The organism is Pseudomonas sp. QC2 (assembly GCF_002859085.1).
Classification (GTDB): domain Bacteria; phylum Pseudomonadota; class Gammaproteobacteria; order Pseudomonadales; family Pseudomonadaceae; genus Aquipseudomonas; species Aquipseudomonas petroselini.
The window spans coordinates 115,279-130,436 of record NZ_PKKS01000012.1 but is presented as its reverse complement, the minus strand read 5'-3'; the positions used below and the strand labels follow the sequence as shown (position 1 = coordinate 130,436).

The window sequence follows — 15,158 nt, the reverse complement described above, 5'->3', positions numbered from 1 at the left end:
ATCAGTGAATGCGGATAAGAGGGGCAGTCACGATGCTGCCGTAGTCGTCGATATAGCTGAGCGACACTTCATCGCCCGCCTTGGCCTGGATCGGCAGTTCGCGCTGTTCCCCGGGGCGCAGCACATCCGGCGCCTGGGTGATCGGCAGGCCGTTGAGCGTGAGTTCGCTGACCACCACGTGAAGCTTGGAGCCGTTATTGAAATGCAATGCCCCCGCCTTGGACGTCCAGCCCACCTGGGCCACCGCGTCCTTGAGCGAGCCTTTGACGCCGGCCGGGCGGTAGAACAGCTTGATGGTGGTCTTGAGGGCAATCTGCAGTACGTTCTTGCCTTTCTGGTCGTCGCTCATGGCCGGGATTGCCTTGACGTTCATCAGGAACAGGCTTTCGCGGTCTTGGGGCACATCGGTGCCGCCGGTAAAAATGACGCGCAGGATGTTTTCCTTGTTGGCATCCAGTCGGAACAGCGGCGGGGTGACGATAAAGCTGTCGACGCTTTCTTCATTGCCGCCGCCAAAGCGGCTGACCCAGGACTGCACCAGGTAGGGCGAGGTGTCTTCGCGATTGCTGACCGTGAGGTTGGCTTCGCTGGAAGCGCCGTCGTAGATCAGCCGCGTGGCGCCGACCGTGACGGCGGCGTTGGCTGCCGCGCTGTGCCAGAGCGGGAACAGGGCCAGCAAAAAGTACACTTTAAAACGCATGATGAGGTACCTTTGGAAGTCCGCGGGCCGGCGAACGGCCCACGGTATTGACGAGCAATTACTTGTAGGTAACGTCGAAGCTGGCCAGGGCGTGCACCTGACCGGTGCCGATACCGGACGTGGTCTTGGCGGTATCGCCTTCGCCGGTGGTCGTGTCGGCAACGGTGCGCACGTAGGCGGCGGTAAAGTCGAAGGTGTTGGACTGCGCACGCAGGTCGTAATCGGCGGTCGGCGTGTTCAGTGGCAGCTTGTTACCGTTTCGGGCGTCGGCGATCTGGATCGCGATACCGCGCACCTGGTTTTCACCGGTCAGGCCGAGCAGGGTCGAATCGGTGGCGTCCTGCTGACCGCTGAAGGTAATGGCGGCGTTCTTGCGGGTCGCGGTGCTGCAGTTGTCCAGGCTGATGGAGAACGCTTTGGGCTTGGCGGTGGAACCCACGGTGGGCGCGAAGTCGGCGATGCGTACCGCGTCCAGGGTCACGGATTTATTCACGTCGCCAGTGGTGATGGTGCAGGCGTTATCGGTGACGGAACCGGTGAACTCGATCTGCCCATCGGCCGCGTGTGCGGTGCCGGCCAGCAGCCAGCAAGCGCCGCAGGCGAGAGTGAGTTGGCTCAGTTTGTTCAGCATTGCAATGCCCCTTTAGAGAGATGGATGGTTGTCTGCTCACGCTTGAGTGAGCCAATCCATGGTGCATTGCGGCGGTTGTGAGGCACATGAGACGGATCTTAAAAAAATGGCGAAGTAGTGGCGCCATTCGACCGGCGAGCCCATATCCGGCGCTGGCCGTGATATTCTGCGCGCCATCTTGGTCTGGTCGTTCTCTGGTACGTACATCCGTATACGTCCCGGCGGTTGGCTGTCGCCCAGGTAGCTGAAGCCAATAATGATAAGAAGTCAGCGCAGAAGGGACATAAAAGTGAGGTCGATACATCGGCCTTGTGTGCTCACCCTGCGGCCTTGAGAGTCAGGGGCGGTGGGGCGGATGGCGTTTTATCATAGGTGCTACTGATGTTTAAAAAAGTAAACACTGCCCTGCTGGGGCTGGCTTTGTCGCTGGGGATCACGTCCGTTCAAGCGGAAGAGGCAAAGAAAGTCGATGTGCTGCTGATCGGCGGCGGCATCATGAGTGCGACCCTGGGTGTATGGCTCAATGAGCTGGAACCGAGCTGGTCGATGGAAATGGTCGAGCGCCTCGATGGCGTGGCCGAAGAAAGCTCCAACGGCTGGAACAACGCCGGTACCGGTCACTCGGCCCTGGCTGAGCTGAACTACACTCCGGAAGACAAGAACGGCAACGTTGAGATCCCGAAAGCGGTCGAGATCAACGAAGCGTTCCAGATCTCCCGTCAGTTCTGGTCCTGGCAGGTCCAGCAGGGCGTGCTGAAGAACCCGCGTTCGTTCATCAACTCCACACCGCACATGAGCTTTGTGTGGGGCGATGACAACATCAAGTTCCTGAAAAAACGCTACGAAGCCCTGCAAGCGAGCCCGCTGTTCGCCGGCATGCAGTACTCCGAAGACCCGGCGCAGATCGCCAAGTGGGTTCCGCTGATGATGGAAGGGCGTGACCCGAACCAGAAAATCGCGGCCACCTGGAGCCCGCTGGGGACCGACATGAACTTCGGCGAGATCACCCGCCAGTTCGTCGCTCACCTGCAAACCACCCCTAAGTTCGACCTGAAACTGTCGAGCGAAGTGCAGGACATCACCAAGAACGCCGACGGTTCGTGGCGTGTCAGCTACAAAAACCTCAAAGACGGCACCAAGACTGAAACCGACGCCAAGTTCGTGTTCATCGGCGCCGGTGGCGGTGCACTGCACTTGCTGCAAAAGTCGGGCATTCCTGAAGCCAAGGAATACGCAGGCTTCCCTGTGGGCGGCTCGTTCCTGGTGACCGATAACCCAACCGTCGCCGAGCAGCACCTGGCCAAGGCCTACGGTAAAGCGTCGGTTGGCGCGCCACCGATGTCGGTTCCGCACCTGGACACCCGCGTACTGGATGGCAAGCGCGTTATCCTGTTTGGCCCATTCGCGACTTTCTCGACCAAGTTCCTGAAAGAAGGCTCGTACCTGGACCTGCTGACCAGCACCACCACCCACAACATCTGGCCAATGACCAAAGTCGGTATTCGTGAATACCCACTGGTCGAGTACCTCGCCGGCCAACTGATGCTGTCGGATGACGACCGCTTCAAGGCGCTGCAAGAGTACTTCCCGAACGCCAAGCAATCCGACTGGCGCCTGTGGCAGGCCGGTCAGCGCGTGCAGATCATCAAGCGTGACGAAGAGCAGGGCGGCGTCCTGAAACTCGGCACCGAAGTGGTCAGCTCCGCCGACAACACCATCGCCGGCCTGTTGGGTGCATCGCCAGGCGCGTCCACCGCGGCTCCGATCATGCTGACCGTGCTGCAGAAAGTGTTCAAGGACAAGGTAGCGACCCCTGAGTGGCAGTCCAAGCTGCACCAGATCGTACCGAGCTACGGCACCAAGCTGAACGACAGCCCTGAGGCCGTTGCCAAGGAATGGGCCTACACCGCCAATATCCTGCAACTGCCAACACCGCCTGTGATTCCGCAAAAGGCCGCTGTGAAGGCGCCTGAGGCTGCCAAGCCTGCGGCTGAGCCGAGCAAGCCGGCATCTGACCTGGCGTTGTAAGCCGCTGGCGAGGTTCTGAGATCAGGATCTCACCGGTCACGAAAAAACCGCTGAACCGGTAACGGTCAGCGGTTTTTTTGTGTTTTTAAATACGGGAGCGCTCGACAGGCGGCAGTTCAACCGTGCGCTCGGCGGCCGCCAGCGCTGCCTTCAAGCCCGCTTTGTCCAGCGGGACGCAATACGCAGGCTTGCCCCGTTCCAGTCGCCAGCTTTCATCCAGGCCTCCGGCGTCCACGGCGTCGAACCCCAGTTCGTCGAGTAACGTGATGACCTGTGCCTTCGCTGCCGCGTCGTCCGCGGCCACCGGTAATGCTCGACGCTCGGGTGCGCCGTGTGGGCGGGCGTCCTGCGTCAGGTCGGGGGCGAAGATTGCATTGAACACTTTCACCACGTGCGAATGCGGCAAATGCTCGGCAAGCAGTCGGCTGGTGGTGGTTTCAAAGCGATCCAGGGCCGGGATATGCCCGTCGCGGTTCGGGTAGTAATTATTGGCGTCCATCACGGTCTTGCCCTCCAGCCATTGCGCCGGGACGCTGCGGTAATGTTCCAAGGGGATTGCCACGAGCACCACGTCGCCGAACTTGGCGGCGTCTTCGGCGCTGCCCACTTGCACGCCGAGTATGCCGCTGACCACGCTGCTCATGGTGTGCGGGCCGCGGGAATTGCTCAACATCACCTCATGCCCGGCCGCCAGTGCCAGTTGGGCCACGGCGCGCCCGATAAAACCTGCTCCAATAACACCGATCCTCATCGCCTTGCTCCTGTTGAAAGGGGGGAGTCGCTATGATGATTGGCAACTGTTTGGCGATAAATGATCGCTCTGGCGTTGCTGTTATTACTGGGAGTGGGGAATGATGGACCGTCTATCCAGCATGAGTGCCTTCGTGATGGCCGCTGAACTGGGCTCCTACGCCCGCGCCGCCGAGCGTTTGAACCTGTCACCGCAGATGGTGGCTAAGCATGTCAGTGCGTTGGAGCAACGCCTCGGCGCGCGCTTGCTCAACCGCACCACGCGTCGCCAAAGCCTGACGGAGTTGGGTAGCGCGTACTACGAGCGCTGCAAACACATCCTGACGGAGGCCGAGGCCGCCGATTCCCTGGCGCAGATCATGAATGACACCCCGAGTGGCAAGTTGAAAATTACTGCCCCGGTGACCTTCGGTTCCTACAGCCTGATGCCATTGATTACCGAATTTCTGCGTGATAACCCCGAGGTGGAAATCGACCTGCACCTGACAGATCGTTTCGTCGACCTAGTGGACGAGGGTTATGAAGCGGCGTTTCGCATCGGTCCCTTGGCTACTAACAGCCTGACGGCTCGGCCCCTGGCACCTTATCGCTTGGTCGTCTGCGCCTCGCCTGCGTACCTGGCGGCGCGTGGCACGCCGCAGGTGCCGGCCGATCTTATGCATCACGAATGCCTGGGCTACGCCTTCTGGTCGCGCCCGGCAGATCGTGAATGGGTGCTCTACCAAGGCCCGACACCTTACCGCGTGCAGGTTGCCAGCCGACTGCAAATCAACGAAAGCAGGGCGTTGATGTCGGCTGCGCTGGAGGGCTTCGGTATTGTCCTGGGGCCCGAAGACTTCCTGCGCCCGGCGCTGTTAAGGGGTGAGTTGGTGCAAGTGCTGGCGAACTTCGAGGCCCCGAGCCGGCCGATGCATTTGCTCTATACCGCAAATCGCCAGCGCACTGCCAAGTTACGACGGTTTGTGGCGGCGGTGCTGGAGCGTTTCGGGCCCGCTTGAGTGGGCCAATGCTGACGGTGCCTTTCATCAGCGTTCCTGAGTGCAACGCCCTCAGGTTCAGCAACCCGACAGACACTACCTGTTAAAAAAGACCCATGGCCGATCAGGAGAGCGGCTGCAACACGGGGGCATTTTTTGCAGTGTAAGTGGTGGGCGTCAGCGCCCGAGGGGTTTGTATGTGGCTACGTTATGCAGCATTGGCGGCCATGGTCGTCGCGGCATCCGGGTGTGTGCAAGAGCGCGTCGTGCATGAGCGCAGGCCGGTGCAACGGGAGTATGTAGAAGTCGTCGCGCCGCAACCGCCGCCGGTGCAGGTGATTGAAGTCGAGCCACCGGTGCGCTACGGCTACATATGGTCACGCGGTTACTGGCGCTGGGAAGGCGGGCGCTATGTCGCGGTGCACGGCCATTGGGAGCCGGTGCGCGAGGGCTATCGCTATGTGCATCCGCATTGGGTGCAGCGTAATGATGGGTACCACTGGCAGGGTGGCGGTTGGGTTCGCTGAGTCTCGGCTAAATCGGCTTCTGGGTGCCCAGGAGTCGAACCTCCCGCAGCAGCGCGGCACCGAGCTGATCGGTGCCCAGTTCCCTGTAGCCCACTGCCTTGACCTCGCCGTTCTCCTCCGCCTGGATGAGGATCACCGGGGTTTCCTTGCCGGTGGTTTCGTCGATGTGCAGGGCGTACTGCGGAATATCCAGCTTGATCGGCGTGCCGGCGGCCTTGCCTTTTACATTGATCAGGAACGCCGCACAGCCAGCGTCGACGTCCGTGCTGGTGGCAGAGCGACCACTGACAAAGCAGGTTTCCGGCAGGTCGGGCCAGGCGATGGTGTCTGCCTGGGCGAGGGTGGGGGCGATGGCCAGCGCTGCGAGTAGAAACGTGCGCACGTAGTCTTTCTCTCGATCAAGGTGATAAGCCGTTTTTACCAAAGCCCGCCCGCTGCCGCAACGCTGTGGTTCAGGCCAGCCGCTTCATGCCCGTTGTCTTGATCGCGTTGAGGTCGAAGGTGGCCGTGTACTCGCAACCGGCGGCGAACGGGATCATCCTGGGTGACGTAGCGTACCAGCACATTGGTATCCAGCCCGATCATCCGGCGTTTGCTCCCTGCGCTGCGATGGCTTGGTTCATCTGTTCGATGGAGACGGCCTTGGCAGGTTTGCGGATCAGCCCCTTGAGGTCCTGAACCGTCTTGCTCGCCCCCCTTCCACCGGGTTTAAAGCGATACAAACCATGACCAACCGCCACCCCATTATCCGCCTTCCCTGCACGCCATTGTCGAGCCCGCCGGCGACGTGATCGCGGTCAAAGTCGGCAAGACTTCGTGCTGTGCAGGGTCGGTTGAGCGCTAATTCATTGAACCACGCGGTAGCACGGCACATAGGCCGCGCCGCCCGGCAACTTCATGCGGTGCTGAGCGACGAAGGCCTGTAGCAGTTCGTCCAGCGGTTTCATGATGGCCGGGTCACCGTGGATTTCATACGGGCCGTTCTGCTCGATCAGGCGAATGCCCTTGTCCTTCACGTTACCCGCCACGATCCCCGAGAACGCACGGCGCAGGTTGGCGGCCAGTTCGTGCGGCGGCAGTGCGTGGCTCAACTGCAGGCTGGCCATGTTTTCGTGGGTCGGGTCGAACGGGCGCTGGAAGCCTTCGTCGATCTTCAGCAGCCAGTTGAAGTGGAACGCGTCGTTGCGCTCGCGGCGGAACTGCTTTACCGCCTTGAGCCCCGCGGTCATCTGGCGCGCCACTTCGGCCGGGTCATCAATGATGATCTGGTAGTGCGCTTGCGCTGCCTCACCCAGGGTGGCGCCGACGAAGGCGTGCAGTTGTTGCAGGTAGGGCGCGGCGTGTTTGGGCCCGGTGAGGATGACCGGGAACGGCAGGTCGCGGTTATCCGGGTGCATCAGGATGCCCAGCAGGTACAGGAACTCTTCTGCCGTACCGGCGCCGCCGGGGAAGATGATGATGCCATGGCCGACGCGCACGAAGGCTTCCAGGCGTTTCTCGATATCCGGCAGGATAACCAGCTCATTGACGATCGGGTTCGGCGCTTCGGCGGCAATGATGCCCGGCTCGGTCAGGCCCAGGTAGCGCCCGCCGGTAATGCGTTGCTTGGCGTGGGAAATGGTCGCGCCCTTCATCGGGCCTTTCATCACGCCAGGGCCGCAGCCGGTGCACACATCCAGGCTGCGCAGGCCCAGTTCGTGGCCGACTTTCTTGGTGTACTTGTATTCTTCGGTATTGATCGAGTGCCCGCCCCAGCACACCACGATCTTCGGCTCGACACCGGGGCGCAGCGTACGAGCGTTGCGCAGCAGGTGGAACACGTAGTCGGTGATGCCCTGGGAATTGCTCAGGTCGATACGCTGGCTGTCCAGCTCGTTCTCGGTGTAGACGATGTCACGCAGGGCGCTGAAGAGCATTTCGCGGGTGCTGGCGATCATTTCGCCATCGACGAAGGCATCGGCGGGGGCGTTCAACAGCTCCAGGCGCACGCCGCGGTCCTGCTGGTGGATGCGCACTTCAAAGTCTTTATAAGCGTCGAGGATGGTCTTGGCGTTGTCGATATGCGCGCCCGTGTTGAGAATGGCCAGGGCGCACTGGCGGAACAGGGTGTAGATGCTGCCGGTACCGGCTTCGCTCAGTTGCTGCACTTCACGTTGGGACAGGGTTTCGAGGCTGCCCTTGGGGCTGACGGAGGCGTTGATGACTTGACGTTGGGGCATTCTGATTCCTTGAAAGCGCAGCCACCGCACCCGCGAGGGGCTGCGATGGCTTGAGAATGATGGGCGCCGAATTCGGACGCACGAGACGGTATTTAACTCAGGCGCAAGGCCGAGTGCAAACACCGTCCAGCACCATCATGCCGCAGAACTCACTGAATCAGCTTCCAGTTTTTGTAGAAAACCCGACGCAGGGTAAAGGCCATGCCGGCAAACCCAGCGATCACGGCGTTAAGAACCCGGGGTACCGGGGTCGGCCGCACGATATCGATAAACAGACAGTAACGCTTGGCATCGTTTTTGTTGAAAGACGCATGCATCAACGTGTCATCGAAGATGAACAGCGGGTCGTCGTGCCAGTAATGCTTGTGCTTGCCCACCTGGATGTAGACGCCCTCGTGATGGGGCGCCGGGGCCATGTTGTAGAGCACGCGGAACATCATGCGCAGGGGGCCGAAGTGAAACGAGGTCGAGCGGTTCTCATTGAACACCGACACACCAATGGTTTTCACGAACGGGAGTTTTTTGCGCAGTTGCGGAATGTCCAGGGTGGTCTCGATGGGGTGGCCATACCACTGGAAAAACAGCATGCCGCGCTTCTTCTCGGCCATGCGTTCGTCCAGGTAGCCGATGATTTCGTCCTTGTGGGCCATAGCGTCATCGATCACCCGTTGCAGGTCTTCGCGCCAGGCGGGTGGCAGGTCCTGCATCGTGTAGACATGGCGGTTATGCGAGCTCACCAGGTCGAACAGGGTATTGAACGGCGCCAGCAGCCAGGTGTTGCGGCCACTGCCGATAAAGTATTTCTTGATCGTGGGCGCGTCATACAGGCCATTGCGCAGGAAGTCGTAGATGCCGCAGACCACCACCAGGCCAAGAAAGACCAGGGTGGTCTCGGGGAACACATCAATGATCAGCAACACGCCGATTACCCAGGCGACCGATACCGCTTTTTTACGCAAGGCAGGCATATTCATGTAACTCAGCTCCAGCAGGACGCCATTCGACAGGTCCGGATCCGTGGCCGCGAGTGGTTAGGTTTTGAAACATGTTGAAACAACTACCGCATAATAAGGCGTTCTGCGCGGGATTGGCGTTTTAAATAGTGCGAAATTGTGAAGGCCTTACACGGTTTTTAACCCCTCGATGCGTTGATTGGATTGGATTTTGTAAACGGAAGATTTACGACTATCGTGACGCTTCGGTTTTTCGGACGTCATAGACCGGTACGATTGAAGTTGAGTGGCCACCACTGGCCTTCGACACCTTGGAAGAGGCAGAAATTTTATGATCATCAAACCGCGGGTTCGTGGCTTTATCTGTGTGACCGCTCACCCTGTTGGCTGTGAAGCGAACGTCAAGGAACAGATCGACTACGTGACTCAACACGGCGTCATCGAAGGTGGCCCGAAAAAGGTGCTGGTCCTCGGTGCTTCCACCGGTTACGGCCTGGCCGCGCGCATCAGTGCCGCGTTTGGCTGCGGTGCCGACACCCTGGGCGTGTTTTTTGAGAAAGAAGGCGAAGAAGGCAAGTTGAGCTCCGCCGGCTGGTACAACAGCGCTGCGTTCGAGAAGTTTGCCGTCGAAAAAGGCCTGTACGCCAAGAGCATCAACGGCGACGCGTTCTCCGACGAGATCAAGCGCCTGACCATCGAAACCATCAAGAAAGACCTGGGCAAGATCGACCTGGTCGTCTACAGCCTGGCCGCGCCACGCCGTACCGACCCACAAGGCGTGGTGCACACCTCCACCCTCAAGCCGATCGGCAAGGCCGTGACCCTGCGCGGTATCAACACCGACAAAGGCGTTGTGGTCGACACCACCCTTGAGCCGGCTACCCAGGAAGAAATCGACGGCACCGTGAAAGTCATGGGTGGCGAAGACTGGCAGCTGTGGATCGACGCCCTGCGTGACGCCGACGTCCTCGCCGAAGGCGCCAAGACCACCGCGTTCACCTACCTCGGTGAAAAGCTGACCCAGGACATCTACTGGAACGGCTCCATCGGCGAAGCCAAGAAAGACCTCGACAAGAAAGTCCTGACCCTGCGCGACAACCTCGCTGCACTCAAGGGCGACGCCCGTGTGTCGGTGCTCAAGGCGGTGGTCACCCAGGCCAGCTCGGCCATCCCGATCATGCCGCTGTACCTGTCGCTGCTGTTCAAAGTGATGAAAGAGCAGGGCACCCACGAAGGTTGCATCGAGCAGGTCTACGGCCTGTTCAAGGACAGCCTGTACGGCAGCGAGCCTAAACTCGACGCCGACGGCCGCCTGCGTGCCGACCTGGCCGAGCTGGAACCGAAAGTCCAGGACGCCGTGGCGGCGCTGTGGAACCAGGTCACCGACGACAACGTCAACGAGATCAGTGATTTCGCCGGTTACAAGGCGGAGTTCCTGCGTTTGTTCGGCTTTGAAATCGACGGCGTGGACTACGACGCTGACGTGAATCCTACCGTGAAGATCAACGGTCTGATCTCGGCATAAATGCGGGCCCGACAGCAGCCTCGATAACCCTGTTATCAGGCTGCTGTTTTTGTGTGCGCCAGGCGTTCAACCTTGACGCTAGGCTGACGCCAGCCGCTCTTGTGCATGGGTAAAGCCGGTGCGCTTGATACTGACCACTTCGCTCTCCCAGAGCGGATTCAGCGGCACGTGATAACCACTGTCTTTGGCTGTTCTGATCAGTTCCGCCATTTCTTTGCTGTCGTTGATGATGCAGATTTCGTCGAAACGCCCCAATTTGGTGGGCAAGAAGAAAGTCGCCGGATAGTTGGCGCTCACATCTGTTACGTAGCTGCCGGAGTCTGCATTGTGGTGTACCACCCGCTCTTCACTGGGGGGAGTCACCAGCCGGTCATTGATCAGTCTGATCATTTGCTCTATTCGCGGTGTGGCATTGCCCAGATCGGGATTTTCCTTTTGATAGAAATGTTCGGCGCTTTCATAGTCTGCGCGTAACGCTTCCGGCACCAGGAAAGCCCTGGGGTCTGGTTGTTGCTGTCTGTAGTGATCGACACGTGTGGTGAAAACACTGTGTGCAATATCGGGTACTGGAAGCCTGTCCTGGGGGCCCAGGTCGCTGATGTGGGGCGCCACCATGTGCAGGTCATAGTCGGCCGTAATTGCGTCTTTTCCTACGTGTTTCGCCAGGACATCAACCGGCTTGCCCTGATGGCTAATGAAATAACTGTCTTCTAAAGGCGATGTGCGTCTACCTTCGAAGGCGTACAGATGCTGACTTGGCCCTTGGGCAGTGAAACTCAGTGTGCCGCCGTGCTCTTTCGTTGCCAGCTCATTGATCAGGCCGAGTTTCATCAATTCGTCGAGACGGCTGCGCGGGACCTTCAGGGGCGTCGCAACTGCATGCCCGTCGCTGATGCACGCCTGGATTTGCTTATTCGCGTTGGTCACTTTTTCGGGGGCATCGTCCTTGAACTTTTCAAGCTTGCTGAAAGCCTGGTCAGTACAGATCAGTCCGGCTTGCGGTCCCCAGTTGGCGCTTTTTCCCTTGATATGAAAGTCCTTGGTGGGATGGCCCGCTTCGATCAACCCGGTTGCGACGTTTTCTACTGGGCGTATGCCGATGATGGAGTTGGTCTGCGCCGCGACTTTCTGTAACGGAAGAAGGTGGCTCGAGACTATTCCTGTGTTTTCTCTTGCGCGCTCAAATGCGGCGATTACCGGATCATTCGTCTCTTGGGTGGCGTCGTTCGGTTGATCAGCTGAGGAGCGCTGTAACGTGTTCAAGCTGAGCGCGGAAGGTGAAATAGCGGGGGTGAGTAAGTTTGTCATTGAATGTCTCCAAGGCATGGTTTACCGATACGTCGGATGATTTCGTCCTGACCGAAGCATTCCTTCGGTTACGCAGGAAACACTAGAGAAGTCTCTGTTTGCCTGGGAGGGAAATGTATGACTGGTTGTATGAGACAAAGTTGGAGAAAGAACGCTCAAGGTCGAATAAGCGGGGGAGGTTAGGTTTGTTGTGTGCACATCGGAAATTTATCAGAACAGTCCTACGCGCATTGACTCGTGGCGATGTCACCGATGTAGCGATTGCCACACGGTATCTAGCGCGCCCATTTCTCCATGGCGAAATCCACAAAGGCGCGTAGCTTGGGCAGGCGATAACGGTCCTGGCCGTAGAGCAGGTGCATGGGGCGGCTGGGCAGTTTATAGGTGGTGAGCAAGGCCACCAACTTGCCGCTCTCCAGGTCCGGTTGCACCAGGGCATCGGCCAGCATGATGATGCCCATGCCGTTTACGGCCGCCTGGCGCAAGCCTTGCGAGCTGTTGATGGTCAATGAGCCGGACACCGGAACCTCCAGCTCGCCTCCATCACCGGTCATGCGCCACAGTTTTTCGGTATCGCGCCAGTTGTCATTCGCCGGGTAGGCGAACGCCAGGCAGTCGTGCTGCTGCAGTTCTGCTGGGCTCGAAGGCGTGCCGCGTCGCGCCAGGTAGGCTGGCGACGCGCAGAGGGTGAGGGTGTAGTCCTGCATGGGCCTGGCGATCAGGCTGGAGGTTTCCAGTTCGCCAAGACGGATGGCCACGTCGAAGCCGCTGTCGACCAAGTCCATCCGCTCATTACTTAGCACCACATACAGGTTGATCTGCGGGTAGCGCCGGGAAAATTCGCTCAAGGCCGGTGTAAGGCGTTCGGTGCCGAACACGGGGGGCGCAGTGATCCGCAGGGTGCCTTTGGGGATGTCGCTGTGGGCTTGCTCGGCAAGCTGCTCGGAGTCGGCCACCAGCCCCAGCACCTCAAGGCAGCGCTGGTAATACTGCCCGCCAAATTCCGTGAGGCTTTGCTTGCGCGTGGTGCGCTTGAGCAGGCTGACGCCCAATCGTTGCTCCAAGGCGCGCAGGTGGTTGCCGACCATGGTCGTGGACATGCCGCAGGCTTGGGCTGCCGCCGTCATGCTGCCGGCCTCGACCACTTTCACGTACACCGACATTGCCTGGAACAGGTCCATTATCAAGCCCTGATTTAAAGTCATTGCAGGAATGCGCAGTTTATCCAGCTCAGGTGGTTAACGATACTGCTCCCATCACTACGATGCACTGGAGCCCGCACCATGACTGCCGCCTGCCTGATGACCACGTACCAACCCTTGGCCCTGAGTTTTACCCGTGGCCTGGGCACGCGCCTGTGGGACCAGCAAGGTCGCGAATACCTGGATGCGGTGGCCGGCGTGGCGGTGACCAATGTCGGTCATTCGCACCCCAGGCTGGTGACGGCGATCAGCGAGCAGGCGGGTTTGCTGTTGCATACCTCCAACCTCTACAGCATCGATTGGCAACAACGGCTGGCCCAGCGCCTGGCCCAGCTGTCCGGCCTGGACCGCGCTTTCTTCAACAATTCCGGTGCCGAAGCCAACGAAACAGCGCTGAAACTGGCGCGGCTGCATGGCTGGAAAAAGGGCATCGAAGCACCGCTGGTCGTTGTGATGGAAAACGCCTTTCATGGCCGCACACTGGGCACGATGGCCGCGAGCGATGGGCCATCGGTGCGCCTGGGCTTCCAACGTTTGCCGGGGGATTTTCTCAAGGTGGGCTTTGGTGATATCGCCGCGATAGAAGCCATCACACAAGCATTTGGCACGCGTATCGCGGCGGTGCTGTTGGAGCCGATCCAAGGTGAAAGTGGCGTACTGCCGGCGCCGCCGGGCTATCTGCAAGCCGTGCGTGATCACTGCACGCGCCACGGTTGGCTGATGATGCTCGACGAAATCCAGACCGGCATCGGCCGCACCGGCGCCTGGTTTGCCTTCCAGCATGAAGGCATCGTCCCGGACGTGATGACCCTGGCCAAAGGCCTCGGCAACGGTGTACCGATCGGCGCCTGCCTGGCCCGCGCCGCCGTGGCTCAGTTGTTTACACCGGGCAGCCACGGCAGCACCTTCGGCGGCAACCCGTTGGCGTGTCGGGTCGGGTGCACCGTGCTGGACATCATCGAAGAACAAGGCTTGCTGCAGAACGCGGCGCAGCAGGGTGAGCGCTTGCTGGCGCGGTTGCGGGTGGAGTTGAGTGAGCACCCGCAGGTGCTGGCGATTCGGGGGCAGGGGTTGATGATCGGTATCGAGCTGGCCAATCCCTATCGTGACCTGGCCCAGCGTGCCGCACAGGAGCACGGTTTGCTGATCAACGTGACGCGGGGCAAGGTCATTCGCCTGCTGCCACCGCTGACCCTGGATGCCAAGGAAGTCGAGATGATCGTGCGCGCCATCACCCGTCTATTGGATTGAAATGACGTCCACCCTGTGGGAGCGGGCTTGCCCGCGATAGCGGTGTATCAGTCGAAATATTGGCAAACTGACACTCCGCCATCGCGGGCAAGCGCGCTCCCACAGGGGATCTCCATGATTGTCAGGGATCGTTTCCGTTCAGCCACTCCTGGTTCATCGTCTCGGTATCCCCCAAATACTCCAACAACCACGCCATGGCCGGCGACAGCTTGCTCTGCGCCCAGGCCACACACGACGGGCTGGCCGGAAACGGTCGGCTGAGCTGCAGCGCCACCAGTTCACCGCGTGCGATCCACGGCAACACCTGATGCGCGGGGGCCATGCCGACACACAGGCCGTCACGCAGGCAATCGATGGCCGAGGACCAATTGGGCACCACCAGCCGCCGCTGGTTATCCAGGGTCCAGGTGTCGCGCTTGGGCAGGTTGCGCGAGGTGTCGGTCATGCACAGTGACGCGAAAGGGCGCAGTTGATCGTCACTCAGCAACCCGTCGATGTTCGCCAGTGGGTGCCGCGCGCTGACCACGCACAGCCAGTTCAACAAGCCCATATCGCGAAAGGTGAAGTGACTGGCCACCGGCACCGCGCTGGTGGCGCCGATCACAATATCGGTGCGCTCGTCTGCCAGGGCATCCCATACACCGTTGTACACCTCGTACTCCAGCAGCAATTCCACCTCGGGAAACTGTCGATAGAAATCCAGCACCAGTTGCCGACAACGCTGAGGTTTGACGATGGAATCCACCGCGACCTTCAACTGGCCACTCCAGCCATTCGCCACTTGCTGGCACAAACGCCGCGTGCCGAGCATTTTTTTCATCACGCCACGGGCTTCGTCGATAAACAGCCGACCTGCGGGCGTCAGCTCTACGTCGCGGTGTCGGCGCACAAACAACGGCACTGCCAACCATTCCTCAAGCTGACGCACGGTATAGCTGATAGCGGACGGCACACGGTGCAATTCCTGGGCGGCGGCGCTGAAGCTGCCATGACGCGCCACGGCGTCGACCACGTCCAGGGAGTATTCGGACCACATGGCGAGTGCCTTCAAAAATATTGATAAGAGTGTCCAATTATTATCGCTTCA

Annotated in this window: 14 protein-coding genes and 1 pseudogene; 5 read left to right on the top strand and 10 right to left on the bottom strand. The window is 60.0% G+C overall.

Features of this window, described 5'->3' with window-relative positions; genetic code table 11:
• Position 1: 1 nt before the first annotated feature.
• Both QCBJ_RS12295 and QCBJ_RS12290 read right to left on the bottom strand, forming a co-directional pair.
• Positions 2 to 700 carry a molecular chaperone gene (locus tag QCBJ_RS12295; protein ID WP_046035086.1) on the bottom strand — a complete coding sequence of 233 codons (699 nt, stop codon included), beginning with the start codon at positions 698 to 700 and terminating at the stop codon, positions 2 to 4.
• A gap of 58 nt (positions 701 to 758) precedes the next feature.
• Positions 759 to 1,331 (bottom strand): fimbrial protein, encoded by a 573-nt coding sequence (locus QCBJ_RS12290; RefSeq protein WP_046035085.1) that lies wholly within the window; start codon positions 1,329 to 1,331, stop codon positions 759 to 761.
• Positions 1,332 to 1,712: 381 nt separating this feature from the next.
• On the opposite strand from QCBJ_RS12290, the gene mqo reads away from it, so the two are divergent.
• Positions 1,713 to 3,359: a malate dehydrogenase (quinone) gene (mqo, locus tag QCBJ_RS12285; protein ID WP_012722900.1), complete on the top strand. Its 1,647-nt coding sequence runs from the start codon at positions 1,713 to 1,715 to the stop codon at positions 3,357 to 3,359.
• 85 nt (positions 3,360 to 3,444) lie between these two features.
• On the opposite strand, the gene QCBJ_RS12280 is transcribed toward mqo, so the two are convergent.
• Positions 3,445 to 4,110 (bottom strand): NADPH-dependent F420 reductase, encoded by a 666-nt coding sequence (locus tag QCBJ_RS12280; protein ID WP_102060910.1) that lies wholly within the window; start codon positions 4,108 to 4,110, stop codon positions 3,445 to 3,447.
• A 100-nt stretch (positions 4,111 to 4,210) separates the two neighbouring features.
• Here QCBJ_RS12280 and QCBJ_RS12275 point away from each other — a divergent pair, with 100 nt between their 5' ends.
• Together QCBJ_RS12275 and QCBJ_RS12270 are read left to right on the top strand one after the other, a co-directional pair.
• A complete protein-coding gene (locus tag QCBJ_RS12275; protein ID WP_102060909.1) occupies positions 4,211 to 5,107 on the top strand; it encodes a LysR family transcriptional regulator in 897 nt (298 codons plus the stop codon).
• A gap of 176 nt (positions 5,108 to 5,283) precedes the next feature.
• Entirely contained in the window at positions 5,284 to 5,613 is a 330-nt protein-coding gene (locus QCBJ_RS12270) for a YXWGXW repeat-containing protein (protein WP_043204977.1), read from the top strand.
• 7 nt (positions 5,614 to 5,620) lie between these two features.
• Here the strand turns inward: QCBJ_RS12270 and QCBJ_RS12265 are convergent, their stop codons facing one another.
• From QCBJ_RS12265 to QCBJ_RS12250, 4 genes and pseudogenes are all read right to left on the bottom strand, one after another.
• Positions 5,621 to 5,995, bottom strand: coding sequence for a hypothetical protein (locus tag QCBJ_RS12265; protein ID WP_046035083.1), 375 nt, complete (start codon positions 5,993 to 5,995; stop codon positions 5,621 to 5,623).
• Between the two features lie 199 nt (positions 5,996 to 6,194).
• Positions 6,195 to 6,305 (bottom strand): annotated as a pseudogene (locus tag QCBJ_RS30375) (AbrB family transcriptional regulator); the annotation flags it as partial.
• Positions 6,306 to 6,458: 153 nt separating this feature from the next.
• Positions 6,459 to 7,832, bottom strand: coding sequence for a nucleotide 5'-monophosphate nucleosidase PpnN (ppnN, locus tag QCBJ_RS12255; RefSeq protein WP_025856956.1), 1,374 nt, complete (start codon positions 7,830 to 7,832; stop codon positions 6,459 to 6,461).
• A gap of 149 nt (positions 7,833 to 7,981) precedes the next feature.
• A complete protein-coding gene (locus QCBJ_RS12250; RefSeq protein ID WP_102060908.1) occupies positions 7,982 to 8,806 on the bottom strand; it encodes an aspartyl/asparaginyl beta-hydroxylase domain-containing protein in 825 nt (274 codons plus the stop codon).
• Between the two features lie 310 nt (positions 8,807 to 9,116).
• Between QCBJ_RS12250 and fabV the strand changes: the two genes are divergently transcribed.
• A complete protein-coding gene (gene fabV, locus QCBJ_RS12245) occupies positions 9,117 to 10,310 on the top strand; it encodes an enoyl-ACP reductase FabV (protein ID WP_012722908.1) in 1,194 nt (397 codons plus the stop codon).
• Positions 10,311 to 10,388: 78 nt separating this feature from the next.
• On the opposite strand, the gene QCBJ_RS12240 is transcribed toward fabV, so the two are convergent.
• A complete protein-coding gene (locus QCBJ_RS12240; protein ID WP_256577224.1) occupies positions 10,389 to 11,618 on the bottom strand; it encodes a CyaA/EF/ExoY family adenylyl cyclase toxin in 1,230 nt (409 codons plus the stop codon).
• Positions 11,619 to 11,893: 275 nt separating this feature from the next.
• On the bottom strand, positions 11,894 to 12,799 hold the full coding sequence (locus QCBJ_RS12235) for a LysR family transcriptional regulator (protein ID WP_012722910.1): 906 nt from the start codon (positions 12,797 to 12,799) through the stop codon (positions 11,894 to 11,896).
• 102 nt (positions 12,800 to 12,901) lie between these two features.
• Here QCBJ_RS12235 and QCBJ_RS12230 point away from each other — a divergent pair, with 102 nt between their 5' ends.
• Positions 12,902 to 14,071, top strand: a complete 1,170-nt coding sequence (locus tag QCBJ_RS12230; protein WP_012722911.1) for an aspartate aminotransferase family protein — start codon at positions 12,902 to 12,904, stop codon at positions 14,069 to 14,071.
• A 121-nt stretch (positions 14,072 to 14,192) separates the two neighbouring features.
• On the opposite strand, the gene punR is transcribed toward QCBJ_RS12230, so the two are convergent.
• Positions 14,193 to 15,107 (bottom strand): DNA-binding transcriptional activator PunR, encoded by a 915-nt coding sequence (gene punR / locus QCBJ_RS12225; RefSeq protein ID WP_102060907.1) that lies wholly within the window; start codon positions 15,105 to 15,107, stop codon positions 14,193 to 14,195.
• Between the last annotated feature and the right edge of the window lie 51 nt (positions 15,108 to 15,158).